Source organism: Bacillus sp. IBL03825, from assembly GCF_024712505.1.
GTDB classification, from domain to species: Bacteria; Bacillota; Bacilli; order Bacillales; family Bacillaceae_G; genus Bacillus_A; species Bacillus_A wiedmannii.
Map to the genome: position 1 here is coordinate 698,569 of NZ_JAMXKE010000001.1, position 13,984 is coordinate 712,552.

Genomic DNA, 13,984 nt, shown 5'->3' on the forward strand with positions numbered 1-13,984 from the left:
ACATAAAAACGTGAGAATACGGCTCTCACGTTTTTATGTTTTTAATAAAGGGGGAAATATGATGGAATGTTTAGGGTGTAAATTAGCAAGCGGAGAGGAAAAAATATATAAAGTATATGAAGATGAGTATGTAACATGCTTTTTAGATCATGAACCTTTCTATCCAGGACATACTTTAATTGTGCCAAAGCAGCATGTTGTAGAAGTGGACGAATTAGATGATGTTATAGCGAAAGCAATTATGGATGCTTCTAAGCTGATTGCAAAAGCGATTAAATCATTATATAAACCAGACGGAATTACGATTTGTCAAAATGGTGGAGTATTTAACGAGCTAACACACTACCATATGCATGTCGTACCAAGATATAAAGGGCGCTCATTTGCTGAGTTTTATACGGTACAATCGGGAGAAAAGAAGAATTATAATTTTGAAGAGACACAGAATTTGTGAAAAGAAGCGATAGAGCAAATACTGCTTACTAAAAAGGCGTAAGAGGAATGTTCTTAAGGGAACAGTCAGGAAAATTCTAATAAACAAAAGCCCAATTTCTCAGTTAAAATAGAGAAATTGGGCTTTTGTTTATTCTGTTATTAAATTTTATATATAAAAAGATTATGCAGTGTCACAAAGTATATCGCCCATTCGTTATATAGAGTGAGAGGAGGAATTATATGAAAGTCACAAACAACGATTATGAAAAGATGGAAGGGCTATATGAGTTGTACGAACAAAAAATTTATTATGTAGCGTATTCTATTTTAAATAATATTCAGCAGGCTGAAGATGCGGTTCAAGAGACGTTTATTACACTTTATAAGAACTTGGAAAAGCTCCATAGCTTGAGCACTGAAGAGCTTAAACGTTACATTTTGAGGGTCGTGAAAAACAAGGCGATTGATAGTTACCGGAAAAATAAACGACATGAAACATTTTTAGAAGAATATGAAAGAGAATCAATAGAAGCGGTAGATGAAAATATTGAAGAGTGGGAAAAACGTAAAATGTCTGAGGTTCAAATTGATACATTGCTAACAGAATTAAGTGAATCTAACAGACAGGTGTTTAAGTATAAAGTCTTCTATAACTTAACGTATCAAGAGATTTCAAGTGTTATGGGAATAACCGAGGTTAATGTCCGCAAGCAGTTTGAACGCGCTCGAAAACGAATCCAAAATATGATAGGAGGTATACAACATGACGAATTCAAAGAACTCCAAAGAAATATATGAACTTGCTGAAAAAATTGCTTTAGATGATTTTGATAAACTCGAAGAAAGACATGAATTTTCACATACATATACGCGCAAAAGGAAATTGTTTATGGAGGAAATGAAGCTGAAAGATGGACAACCGCAGAAAAAGCGTAAAAGACATCGTATGTTAATCGCTGCTGCTTGCTTATTAATCGGCATGCCGACAACCGTTTTTGGAGCAGTGAAAGTCTATAATATGATTGTTCAAAAACAAAATTATGAAGTAAATGTTTCGGTAACAAACAAAGACTCGAAAAAGGCGGACAAGTGGTATAAGTTGAAAATTGATAAATTACCAGAAAATATGGAAGCAATTGATGACAGTGCTATGAAATATTCATTTAAAGATAACTACGCAATGGGTGGATTTTCATTCGCACTTTGGAGAGTAGGGGGGAATTCAGATTTTCCAACTCTGTACTCGAAAAGTTATGAAGAAAAAGAGATAAATGGCAGGAAAGCAGTAATTGTTCATAAAGAAACTGGAAACAACAATGTAATGTTTGATAGGAAGGTCTTTCTCTTTTTTGAGAAAGAAGGGATTATGTTAGAAAGTTTTATTGGATCAGATATAAATGAAGAACAAATGATAGATGTGTTAGGGAGTATTTCACTGGAGCCTACGTCAAAAGGAAAGGCATCACATATATCAAATTATGATAAAAAGTATTTTAGCCAAGCAGATGAACCTAAAAAAACTAAGGTGATTCCTTTGAAAAAAGATAGCAAACGACTATTTCATATAGGGCAAAAGGTCCCAGTAACGATATCTATGGATAACAGCCAAATTGAATATGTGATAGAGAAAGTTGAAGTTTTTGATTCGATTAAAGATTTTAAACAAGATAACTTTTATGAACTTGGCTTAGGAATACTAAGCAGGAACCAAGCTTTGGATCAAGCCGGACAATTAATACCGTATAGACGGGATAAATATAAGGTTGGAAATGGTAAAGATTCAATTGATACATTAGTAGAGTCAAAATTAATTCGTCCTAAATTTGTCTACCTAATAACAACAGTGAAAAATATTGGTAAACAGGCGACAGAAGAAATCTATATGACTCCATCCATACAAGTGCTTAAAGGTAAAGGTAATGTATGGAATTACGCTGAAAGAGATGGAATTGCGGAAAAAAATATTATGACGGGCGAAGTCGATTATTTAGAACCTCACGGAGATGGAAAAAGCTTTTACAATATTGGTAGTATCCTACCTGGCCAAACGATGAAAGTTAATTTAGGTTATTTTGTGGATGAGGATAAACTAGATTCAATTTTCCTTGATGCTTTCCGTTACAGTGGTTTTAGTGGAACTGAGAATATGAATTCGAAAAATCGTTGGTGGTTTGACATTCGTCAATAATAAAACAATAGGAACAACGGGACGAAAAAAGCTGCTTATATTTAGCAGCTTTTTTCGTCTTCATACATATGTAAAACTTCTTTCGCACGCATAAGTAAACCATCTATCAATTCTTTCGGTTCTAAAATTCGTGCATCTTTTCCAAGTCTATAAAATAAAGGGGTAATAAAGTTGATTTCGCCTTTATCAATTGTTGAATGTATATATCCTGTCCCGTCTTCGTTTATTACCACGAATTCTTCAAGGTAAGGAACACTTTTACATTGGCGCACGCCTTCTGTCGTTAGTAAAACATGTAATTGGGTAGGAATGTGCACTACGTTAGAGCTAGAGGTAAACCATTCTTCTAAATTCATGAACGTACTTTCATTTTTTTCTGTTGATAATATAGAAAGAATACGATCAACACGATAGAGTAATACTTTTTTTCTCCTGAAGTCATAGGATGGTAAGTACCATAGCCCATCATGAGCGTATACACCGATAGGATGAACATGTTTTGTTTTTATCCCCGATTTAGATTCGTATTGAAAGTGTAAATTTTTATTTTCAATAGCCGCACTTAACACTGCGTTTAATAGAGGTGTATCAATTGTTCTCTTCGGATTCCAAAAAGCGATATAAGAACGTATTTTATTAACTTTCACTTTCGCATCATGTTGAAGAGAGCTATACAGTTTATGCGTAACGGAATTGATTTCTGTGTTAAAAGGCAAGTCTCTGTAGTAGCTTAAAGACTGAAAAGCAAAAAAGATGGAGACTGCTTCTTCTTCGGTAAATAAAATAGGCGGAATGACTCTAGTCGTTAATACTTTATAGCCTCCGTTACGACCTTGTTCTGCGTAAATGGGTAATCCCATATCACTTAAATCTAAAATATATCTATGGACAGTACGAACGGAAATATTAAATTCATCAGCTATTTCCTGAGCTGTAAATGTTCTTTTCGCAGAAGCAAATATAAGAATGTCTAGTAAACGTTTTGCTTTTGACAAATGTATCACCTTTTTCTTTTTAAACATGACATAAATTGTCATGTTTTATTGATAGTATATTGTTTACATCATAATGTTATCAAGATGAGATGCAAGGAGGAAAAAAGATGTCACGTGAAGTTGTTTTATTTATAGCCGCTAGTTTGGATGGATATATTGCGAAAGAAAATGATGATTTAGAGTGGTTAATGGAAACCGAAGGAGAGGGAGATAACGGTTATACAGAAATGTATGAAACGATTGATACAATAATTATGGGGAAAAGAACGTACGATTATGTAGTAGAACATACAGAAACATTCCCCTACTTAGATAAAGCATGTTATGTTTTTTCTCGTTCAGAAAAAGGCTCAGACGGAAACGTTGAGTTTATAAATGAAGATGTAGTGGAGTTTACTAAAAGGTTAAAAGCACAAGAAGGATCTAAAATATGGATGGTCGGTGGAGGGAGTTTACTGAAAGAGTTCTTTAAGAATAATCTAATTGATGAATATATCGTTACGATTACACCGCATATATTAGGTTCTGGAGTTCTGTTATTTCAAGACAAGAATCCAGAAATTAATTTAACTCTAACGGATACGAAACGTTTTGGGCAATTTGTAAATTTATATTATAAAGTAAAATGATAAAGAAACACGACTACCATCAGTAGTCGTGTTTTTGTATAGATGGCAATGAAATGATAAAACAAGACCCATGATCGACTTCGCTCGTTACAGTAATATTCCCGCTGTGTAGTTCTAAAATTTCTTTCACGATAGATAGTCCTAAACCAGTTCCACCTGTAGCGCGTGATCTAGCTTTATCAACTCGATAAAAGCGGTCGAAAATGTGAGGGAGGTCTTCAGGCGGAATACCTTCACCTTCATCTTCAATTGTAATGGAGATACTTTTATGTTCTTCCGTAACAGAAATGTTTATATGAGAATGTTCGTTTGAATGTCTATAAGCGTTATTTAAAATGTTCACTATAACTTGTTCAAATCGCTGTTCATCTAAGCTTACTACCAGTGTAGGAGGACAAAAGAAGGAAACTTTAATATGTCTTTCTTTATACATGGCGTTTACTTTTTCGGCTATGCGAGTAAGGAAGGTGTGTAAATGTACTTCTTTTACTTGAATAGAGAAGTTATGTTGTTCTATTTGTGCAAGTGAAAATAAATCTTGAACTAAGTTTGTAATGTAATCAGACTCATCTTTTATAATAGATAAATATCGCAAACGTTGCTCAGGAGATGTGGTTTCTTTTAAAGCAATGTCAGCATAACCTCTTACGTATGTTAACGGTGTTCGTAATTCGTGAGCAACACTTGCTAGAAATTCACTTCGCTCTGTTTTCATATAATGTAAATCATTAGCAAGCGTTTGAATAGATGATGCTAGCTCACCAATTTCATCATTTCGAGTAGTTGTTAATGAAACAGATAAGTCGCCTTTACTCATTTTTTCAGTGGCATGTTTCATGTGTAACAATGGTTTTGTTAACAACCGTGATAAGAGAAAGATGGTGATGGCTGTTAATAGAAAAGTAATGACTCCAGCAATAATGAATTGTCTTGTTAGCCCGTTAACCATTTCCTCGATTGATTCCGTTCCGAGAAACATATATACGTAGCCTTCTGTTTTGCCTGCCACTATAATAGGACTAACTGTACATATATAATTAGATGTTTTCCAATGATTTTCTATAATTGCTCCGTCATGATCTGTCCGTGTTTGCATCTTTTCAATATGCTTTTTTATAGTAGTATTTATTTCATTAGATTTAGCTAGCACATCCTTATTGGCATTTGTAATAACGACAGTGGTTTCGGCTTCAGATTCCATTAGTGCAACATGGGAGATTGTTTGCTTATCAAAATACTTTTCAAGGACATCTCGGTGACTATTTCCACGCTTTAATAAAGCTGTCATTTCTTCATTTACTCTATTGTTGACAAGGCTATAATAAAGCAAGACAAATAGAACACTTTCGATTAAAAGTGTAACAATTAAAAAATAAAATCCGAGTTGAATAGAGATTCGCTTCATCGTTTTGCTCCTTAATCTACAGTATCAATCCATCGATAGCCGACTCCGTAAACAGTTTTTAAATGGTGATCAATAGGGAAATTTACTTTTCGTAATTTATCACGCAAATTACGAATATGTGAATCGACTGTTCTATCTTCTGTATTTGTATTTAATCCCCAAATTCTTTCAATGAGCTGATCGCGGCTTAACACGTAGTTCACATGACGTAAAAATAATCCGAGTAAAGAGAATTCGATTGGAGTGAGAAGAAGTTCTTCATTATAGACAGAAACGAAATGCTTTGCCTCATCCCATAAAATGCCGTGATATTGGATTTGAGCGTGTTGATTCGTTCGCCTTAAAACAGCTTCAATTCTTGCGAAAAGCTCTTCTTCATGGAAAGGTTTCGTTACATAATCATCCGCTCCAAGTTTTAACCCTTGGATGACATCTACCGTTTGATCACGAGCCGTTACCATAATGATGGGAACGTTACTAAAGGATCGAATTCTTTTGCACGTTTCCCACCCATCCATCTTTGGCATCATAATATCGAGTAAAACAAATTTGAAGTTTCGATTTTCTATATGTGAAATAGCTTCTTCCCCGGATACTGCACATACGCAGTTGTATCCGATTGGAGTAAGATAAAGCGTTAATAATTCAAGCATTCTCGGCTCATCATCTACGAGTAGTATATCGACCATAGAGTACCTCCGCATTTGTAGTTATTACTTAAATTGTAAGTCAAAATCATGAAGAAATGGTGCAGATTATCATGCATCTGCATAATTTCTTCAGAATTGCTTGTTATTGTAAAGTTGAAATTTCATTTTAGGTAATCATATTGGCTCGAAAACGATTCATACGGAGGCGGTATAGTGAAAAAGATGACCCGAATTTTAGGGATAACAATAATTGCGGCGGCTGGTCTTGCGGCGTGTGGGCAAACGAACACAGATCATAAAAATCATGAATCTAAAGAAGAGAAGAAAACAGAGCAAAAGGAAATGAAAATGAAAATGAAGCAGGAGGTAAGTGCGCCGAAAGAAATGAATAAAGGGGCATCGAATGATGTATTAACGACGAGTTTAAAAAATGTAACGAGATTAAATACAAATGACCCTATGCAAATGGCAGTATTAACTTCGCAAACGATATGGCCAGCAACGCATAAAGAGAATCAGCCAGGCGCTGTTATTTTAGTACCAGTAAACGAGTGGCAATTAGGTATTGCAAGTGCGGATCTTATTCACCATCCGAATAACGGGCCAATTTTATTTATAGAAAAAGAAAAGGTACCCGAAATGACGTTAAAAGAAATAAAACGATTAAATCCGCTCGGAACGAAAGATGGAACACAAATTATGTTGATGGGGGATGTAGGTCCATCTATCCTTGAGCAATTAAAAGCATATAAAGTAAAGCAAATAAAAGAAACGGATCCAGCTAAATTTGCTAAAGATGTGGATAAAGAATATGCCGATATAACAGGTAGCTATCCAAATAGTGTTATTATCGGTTCGTCTGAAGAAGAAGGGCGTTTATATACAACACCAGCTGTAAATTGGATTTCTCATATGCCAGAACCGCTTTTATATACAGAAAAAGATAAAGTGCCAGAAGCGACGATAGAGGCATTAAAGATGAGAAAAGATAAAGCGAATATATATGTATTAGGACCAGAAAAAATCATTTCAAAAGCAGTAGAAAAAGAGTTAAGTAAATACGGAAAAATAACGCGTATTAGTGGAGAGACTCCAACAGAAAATTCGGTTGCATTTGCGAAGTTTAAAGATGAAAAAACGAAATTTGGATGGGGGTTTACAAAACCAGGTCACGGTTTATCATTTGTTTCAAGCAAAACACCAGACTTAGCAGTTGCAGGGGCACCATTTTCACATATGGGTAAACACGCACCTGTTGTATTGTTAGAAGAAGGGAAAGCTTCACAGCCAGTGTATGAATTCCTTGCTAGTATTCAGCCGAAGTTTAAAGATGACCCAACACTTGGACCGTATAACCACGGCTTCTTATTAGGAAGTACGAGTGATATTTCATTTGAAACACAAGGTATACTGGATGAAAGGTTAGAGATTGTTCAGGAAAGTGGTCAAGGGCACGGTGGACATTAATGAAATGAGAAAAGACGCTATGAAGGTAGCGTCTTTTTTTAGGAAACTTTTACATAGCGCAAAATCCTCTACTCGTTATATAATAGCCTTCGTGCAGTCGGCCTAGGTTTTCTTATGGAGAAAATCAAATGATAAAAGAGTAGAGGAGTGGTATTTTGTTTCAAACGATAAAAAATGACTGGTTCTCCAATGTGAAAGGGGATGTGCTGTCAGGAATTGTTGTTGCTTTAGCGTTAATTCCTGAAGCGATTGCTTTCTCAGTTATTGCAGGCGTGGATCCGACCGTTGGGTTATACGCAGCCTTTTGTATTGCAGTTACCATTTCATTTGTTGGCGGACGAACTGGGATGATTTCAGCTGCAACAGGTGCAATGGCATTATTAATGGTCACGCTCGTGAAAGATCACGGTTTGCAATACTTATTTGCTACAACAATATTAACCGGTATTGTCCAAATTATTTTTGGCGTGTTCAAACTGAGCTCATTTATGAAGTTTGTACCTAAATCTGTTATGAGTGGTTTTTTAAATTCACTTGGAATTTTAGTTTTTACAGCGCAATTACCACATTTTAAACATGCAACTTGGCAAATGTATGCACTTGTCGCATTAGGACTTGTAATTATATATGTATTTCCACGTATTACGACGGCTGTACCGTCTACACTTATTTCTATTATTATTGTGACAAGTATTGCACTTATGAGCGGATTGCAGTTAAAAACAGTAGGAGATATGGGAAGCTTGCCGAAAGAATTACCGTTCTTTAGCATTCCTGACGTACCTTTTACACTTGAGACGTTAGGGATTATTTTACCGTACGCAGTTATGCTTGCAATTATCGGTTTACTAGAGTCATTATTAACAGCTTCAGTTTTAGATGATATGACGCATACGGAAAGTAATAAACATAAAGAAGCACGTGGGCAAGGTATTGCAAATATTGTGGCTGGTTTCTTCGGAGGAATGGCAGGGTGTGCAATGATTGGACAATCTGTTATTAATATTAAATCAGGTGGACGAGGTCGTTTATCCACATTTGTAGCGGGCGGATTTTTAATCGTATTACTATTTGTTTTAGGTGACTATGTCGTTCATATTCCAATGGCAGCTTTAGTTGCAGTAATGATTATGGTTTCAATCGGAACATTTGATTGGAACTCTGTAACAACGATTCATAAAGTACCAAAAGGAAATGCGTTTGTTATGATCGTAACAGTTGTGATTGTCTTAATTACACATAATTTAGCATTAGGTGTAATTATTGGAACAGTAATTAGTGCGGTTTTATTTGCATTCAATATGGCAAAGATTCACGTGAAACATTTATATATTGAAAATAAGAAAATATACGAAATTCATGGTCAACTTTTCTTTGCATCTACAGCAGACTTTATAAATAATTTTTCATTCAATGAAGATGTGGAAGAAATTGAGTTGAACTTTACTTATGCGCATATATGGGATGATTCAGCAGTAGCTGCAATTGATAAAGTTATCATGAAGTATGAACAAAGTGGCGTGAAAGTAAGTATAACGGGATTAAATGAACGAAGCTCGAAGATTATTTCAAATTTAGCTACTTATAATAAAAGAATTGCTAGTTAGAAGCCTCCTTTTTAGGGGGCTTTATTATATAATACGGGTAGGATAACGAAAAGGGGATTCAGCATATGTACAAACAAATTATATTAGCATGTGACGGTTCTGAACATGCACTTCGAGCAGCGGAACATGCAACATATATTGCGAAATGTAGCGAAGAAACAAATGTTGAAGTTGTGTACGTAGTAGATAATAGAACGGCAAAATCAGATATTATACAAGGTCAAACAGATCTAGAAACAATATCGGCTAGTCGAAAAGATAAATTAAAAGAGATTGAAGGTTTATTAAAGAAAGAGAACATTTCTTATAAAATTACGATATTACATGGCGATCCAGGAGATACGATTGTTCAATATGTAAATACAGGAGACATAGATCTTGTTATCGCTGGAAGTAGAGGATTAAATACACTGCAAGAGATGGTGCTTGGTAGTGTAAGTCATAAAATAGCAAAACGAGTGAAATGCCCGGTGATGATTATTAAATAAATTGAGTGAGATACTCTGTAGTGTAAGCAGGACTTTGATATAATTCAAGGTCCTTTTTGGCGTATAAAAGGGGAAGGTATGGACATACTAGATACATAAGTTTTAGAAAATGTTAACTTACAAATTTGTAAGTTTGTTGTCAGAAAAATCGATGTTATGAAATTTTTCCCATTGGTAAAATAAGAGTATCAAAGGGGAGATAGGGAGGATGGAAGTAATGAAATCATTGCAAAATTTATCATATAGTCAAGGGGTAAGCTTAATTTGTTTAGGCGGATTTGCTGCATCTGTTACGTTAGCTATTTTAATAAAGATGGTTCATCAAATCTTTTAATTTTAGAGTAGGGAAGGAATTGGTTGTTATTAATAGCAAGAGAAGTATTATAAATAGAAAATAGCTCCTAGCATGTATCTTAGTGCTAGGAGCTATTTTCTTATTTCTCTGTTTCTGCTTTATCGCTTGTTACGCTAACTTTACCCCACTTGTATTGATCTTCTGGTGTATATTTATAATCTTTTACGCGATTATTTACACCTTTTAAGTCAAATTTATAATGAAGTGGAATTAATGGTACTTCGTCATGAACTAATTTTTGCCATTTATCGTAGACATCTTTACGGTACTTTTCATCAGCAGCTTCTGGAGAAATACCTTGTTTTAATAATTCTGTGTTTTTGTCAGTAGCCCAACGTGGGTAATTGAACGCTGCATCTTTAGCCCAAATACCAGAAGGATCTGGGTCAGATCCAGTTCCCCAAGCTGCCGCGAAAAGATCAACTTTTGGATCATCTTTTTTAATCATATCGTAGAATGAGTTAAATTCATGTAAGCGACCATCAAGAAGCTCTACTTTTAGGCCGATGTCTTTCCAAGATTGAATAAAGAATTTTGCAAGTGGTTCACTTACATCGCTACCACTCATTGATAAGAAATTAGCTTTAAATTCTTTACCATTCGGATCTTCACGGAATCCATCTCCGTTCGTATCTTTATAGCCAGCTTCATCTAATAATTTTTTAGCTTTCTCTATATCTTTATCATAGGCACCAGCTTTATTGTTATGATATTTTGGTAGAGATGGTGGAATTGGTGAGTTAGCCGGATAACGTAGGCCGTGATATAATTTTTCACCAATTTCTTTTCGATCGATAGCATACGCCATTGCTTGACGTACACGAACATCTTTAAATTTCTCCTTATCCATCACTACTTCTTCTTTTTCTTTATCCATATGGCCTAATTTAAAACCGATATAGCTATAGTATAAATCAGTTTTACCGACTAATTGTGCATTTTTTAATTTACTTACATTTGGATACTGATCTGCACTTACTTCAGCAATGTCAATATCACCATTTTTTAAGGACGCGTTAACAACGGAAGGGTTAACAACTTTTAAAACCATACTTTTTAGTTTTGGTTTTCCGCCATAATAATCATCAAAACGTTCAAATTCAACAGCTTCACCTGGCGTAATTTTCTTCACTTTAAAAGGCCCGAAACCAATTGGGTTTTTACGAATTTTATCAGATTCTGCTAATTTATCGATTGGTACATCTCCTAAGTATTTCTTATGAAGAGGATATGTCCAAAGTCCAGTTTTCACTGAAGGATTCGGTTCTTTAAATGTAATCGAAATTGTTTTTGGATCCGTTACCTTTATACCCGAAATTTTTTCGGCTTTTCCATTATGGTAATCTTCCATACCTTCAATCATTTGCATTTGAGTGTCATAGCGAGAACCAGCATATTGTTTGTTACCAATTACTAGATAAGAGTATTCTAAATCCTCAGCGGTAACAGGGTTTCCATCATGCCATTTTACATTATCTTTGATTTTTAATGTAATTGTCTTTTTATCTTTAGAAATTTCATATGTAGCAGCGCCATCATTCGTGTATTCCCAGTTTTCGTCATTTGATAATAAAGATTCATCGAAAATTGTAATGACTTGGTTATCAGGATCTCCTTCATATACAGCGAAGTTCAAAAGTCCTTCAAATGGTGTGTTAGAAACAAGACCATATGTTAATGAACCATCTTTAATTTCCTTTTTATCATTTTTAACAGATGCACTAAATTTATTTGTATCTACTTTTTTTGTGCTGCTCGTTTTTTCACTACCACCACTGCCCCCACATGCTGAAAGTAGTAATGTTGAAACGGCAAGTGTACTTAATACTTTGAAAAATTTTGGCTTATTTGTCATTTCTTCCACCCCTTATCCTTTTCTTTGTCTTGCGTCGGCCGAGCGGCGTAGCGCTTGACCAATAAAATTTATACACAGCATCAATGTTAAAATCATGACTGATGCGGGTAACCAAATCCACCATTTTTCTTGTAATACATCTGGATTTCTAGCATAACTAACAAGTGTACCAAGGCTTGGTGTACTTTCTGGTAGACCAAATCCTAAGAAAGTTAGACCAGATTCAATACCGATGTTTCCAGCAAGATTTAATGTAACGCTAACAATGATAATTGAACTTAAGTTAGGTAGTACTTGGAAAAGAATGATTTTCCAGTTTGGTGTTCCTAAAGTTTTAGATGCAGAGACATAATCTAGTTCTTTTTCAGTTAATACTTTTGAGCGAATTAATCTGGCCTTTCCTGTCCATAAGAACACGCTCATAATTAAAATGAAAGTAAAAATATTGAATGTAGGAACAAGTGTAATAAATACAATTACAAGCATTAAAAATGGTAAAACCATAACAAAGTCGATAATGCGCATAATGATATTATCAATAGCTCCTCCAAAATACCCGGCAATTAATCCAATTGAAAGACCAATTAAACAAGAAAGAATAGTAATTGCTAATCCAATTGTAAAAGAGTTCCGTGTACCAATAATAAGTTGGCCGAAAATATCGCGTCCTCCATAATCTGTTCCTAACCAATGTTCAGCAGAGGGGGGAGCATAAATAGCGAATAAATCAACTCGTACAATATCTTCTTGTTTCATAATAAAAGATGTTGCGTAGACTGCTAGTAATAAGATTGCTAGGAAAATAAGTGAAAACATTGCTAATTTATCTTTACGAAGTTCTCGCCACATAATAGAGAAACCAGAAGGGCTTTTTTCGTAATGAATAACTTCAGTTTGTTTTTCAGGGTTTGCTAACATAACGTCATCTCCTTTCTTTAATCAATACGAATACGTGGATCGACGATGCTTAGAATAATATCTGAAAGGAGAGTTCCAAGTAACGTTGCAAATCCAGTAAACATAACGAGTGCAGTTATTACACTAAAATCACGTTGAGAGATAGATTGTATAAATAGTTGTCCAATTCCTGGATAGCTAAAAATACTTTCTAAAAAGATGGCACCGCCAACTAATCCTGTAATTTCATAGCCTAAGAAGGCTGCAATTGGTAAGAATGAATTTCGTAAAATATGTCTAGAATAGATTTTTGATTCTGGAACACCTTTTGCTCTTACTGTACGAACAAAATCTTTATGTTTCGTATCAATAATTTCGCTTCGTAAATATTGAACAGTACCAACTGTTGCGATTAATGCCCCGGATAAAGCTGGTAGTAGCATGTGATTCAATTTGCTTAAATAGTAAGCAAATGTACCTGTTGCAACTTGAGGATCTACGCTACCGCCGGTTGGGAATATTGCAAACTTAAATCCGAATAGGAAGAGCATAACTAGTGCAAATATAAATAGTGGTGTAGCAAAACCTAGATAGTTGTAAAGGGTAATGAGTCGATCAGCCCATGTATCATTCCAACGCCCACTTATAACTCCCAGTGGTATGGCAATTAAATAAGTAAGAATAAGAATGACAAGTGCTAAAGATACTGTATTTCCAAGTCGTTCTCCAATTAAATCGGTTACTTTCATTTTATGTGCATAGGAAATACCAAAGTCACCTTGGGCTGCATTTTTAATCCAGCGAACATATTGTGTTGGAACTGGGTCATTTAATCCAAGCTTTTCACGTTGTTCTTCAATCACTTTTGGATCCGCTTTTGGATTCATTGCTTTGCCAGTTAAGGCATCGCCTGGCATTGCCTTAGCTAGTAGAAAGACAAGTACACTTAACACGAATAATTGCGGGATCATCACTAAAAATCTCCGTAATATAAACTTCCACATGTTTTATCA

At 35.0% G+C, this 13,984-nt stretch carries 14 protein-coding genes; 8 read left to right on the forward strand and 6 right to left on the reverse strand.

Going from position 1 to position 13,984, the window contains the following annotated elements:
- Positions 1-10 precede the first annotated feature (10 nt).
- From NHG49_RS03600 to NHG49_RS03610, 3 genes are all read left to right on the forward strand, one after another.
- On the forward strand, positions 11-454 hold the full coding sequence (locus NHG49_RS03600) for an HIT family protein (protein ID WP_258125563.1): 444 nt from the start codon (positions 11-13) through the stop codon (positions 452-454).
- 221 nt (positions 455-675) lie between these two features.
- Positions 676-1,233 (forward strand): RNA polymerase sigma factor, encoded by a 558-nt coding sequence (locus NHG49_RS03605; RefSeq protein WP_064477084.1) that lies wholly within the window; start codon positions 676-678, stop codon positions 1,231-1,233.
- Positions 1,199-2,623: a DUF4367 domain-containing protein gene (locus NHG49_RS03610; RefSeq protein ID WP_258125564.1), complete on the forward strand. Its 1,425-nt coding sequence runs from the start codon at positions 1,199-1,201 to the stop codon at positions 2,621-2,623. Before NHG49_RS03605 ends, NHG49_RS03610 begins: the two co-directional genes overlap by 35 nt.
- Before the next feature lie 41 nt (positions 2,624-2,664).
- On the opposite strand, the gene NHG49_RS03615 is transcribed toward NHG49_RS03610, so the two are convergent.
- A complete protein-coding gene (locus NHG49_RS03615; protein WP_179194439.1) occupies positions 2,665-3,660 on the reverse strand; it encodes a helix-turn-helix transcriptional regulator in 996 nt (331 codons plus the stop codon).
- Positions 3,661-3,725: 65 nt separating this feature from the next.
- On the opposite strand from NHG49_RS03615, the gene NHG49_RS03620 reads away from it, so the two are divergent.
- Positions 3,726-4,247, forward strand: a complete 522-nt coding sequence (locus NHG49_RS03620; protein WP_258125565.1) for a dihydrofolate reductase family protein — start codon at positions 3,726-3,728, stop codon at positions 4,245-4,247.
- A gap of 19 nt (positions 4,248-4,266) precedes the next feature.
- Here NHG49_RS03620 and NHG49_RS03625 read toward each other — a convergent pair whose 3' ends face one another.
- Positions 4,267-5,652, reverse strand: a complete 1,386-nt coding sequence (locus NHG49_RS03625; RefSeq protein ID WP_258125566.1) for a sensor histidine kinase — start codon at positions 5,650-5,652, stop codon at positions 4,267-4,269.
- Between the two features lie 11 nt (positions 5,653-5,663).
- Positions 5,664-6,341: a response regulator transcription factor gene (locus NHG49_RS03630; RefSeq protein ID WP_064477080.1), complete on the reverse strand. Its 678-nt coding sequence runs from the start codon at positions 6,339-6,341 to the stop codon at positions 5,664-5,666.
- 174 nt (positions 6,342-6,515) lie between these two features.
- Between NHG49_RS03630 and NHG49_RS03635 the strand changes: the two genes are divergently transcribed.
- From NHG49_RS03635 to NHG49_RS03650, 4 genes are all read left to right on the forward strand, one after another.
- Entirely contained in the window at positions 6,516-7,769 is a 1,254-nt protein-coding gene (locus NHG49_RS03635) for a cell wall-binding repeat-containing protein (RefSeq protein WP_000738886.1), read from the forward strand.
- A 155-nt stretch (positions 7,770-7,924) separates the two neighbouring features.
- A complete protein-coding gene (locus tag NHG49_RS03640; protein ID WP_000487883.1) occupies positions 7,925-9,376 on the forward strand; it encodes a SulP family inorganic anion transporter in 1,452 nt (483 codons plus the stop codon).
- Positions 9,377-9,441: 65 nt separating this feature from the next.
- The gene (locus NHG49_RS03645) at positions 9,442-9,864 is read left to right on the forward strand and encodes a universal stress protein (RefSeq protein ID WP_000277996.1); all 423 of its coding nucleotides are present in this window, start codon (positions 9,442-9,444) and stop codon (positions 9,862-9,864) included.
- Between the two features lie 208 nt (positions 9,865-10,072).
- Entirely contained in the window at positions 10,073-10,198 is a 126-nt protein-coding gene (locus tag NHG49_RS03650; protein WP_000453509.1) for a DUF4027 family protein, read from the forward strand.
- Between the two features lie 100 nt (positions 10,199-10,298).
- On the opposite strand, the gene opp4A is transcribed toward NHG49_RS03650, so the two are convergent.
- From opp4A to opp4B, 3 genes are read right to left on the reverse strand one after another with little or no spacing between them, the layout of a single operon-like run.
- On the reverse strand, positions 10,299-12,074 hold the full coding sequence (opp4A, locus tag NHG49_RS03655; protein WP_000182624.1) for an oligopeptide ABC transporter substrate-binding protein: 1,776 nt from the start codon (positions 12,072-12,074) through the stop codon (positions 10,299-10,301).
- 12 nt (positions 12,075-12,086) lie between these two features.
- On the reverse strand, positions 12,087-12,992 hold the full coding sequence (locus tag NHG49_RS03660) for an ABC transporter permease (RefSeq protein ID WP_000880734.1): 906 nt from the start codon (positions 12,990-12,992) through the stop codon (positions 12,087-12,089).
- Positions 12,993-13,009: 17 nt separating this feature from the next.
- Positions 13,010-13,975, reverse strand: coding sequence for an oligopeptide ABC transporter permease (opp4B, locus tag NHG49_RS03665; RefSeq protein WP_033657692.1), 966 nt, complete (start codon positions 13,973-13,975; stop codon positions 13,010-13,012).
- Between the last annotated feature and the right edge of the window lie 9 nt (positions 13,976-13,984).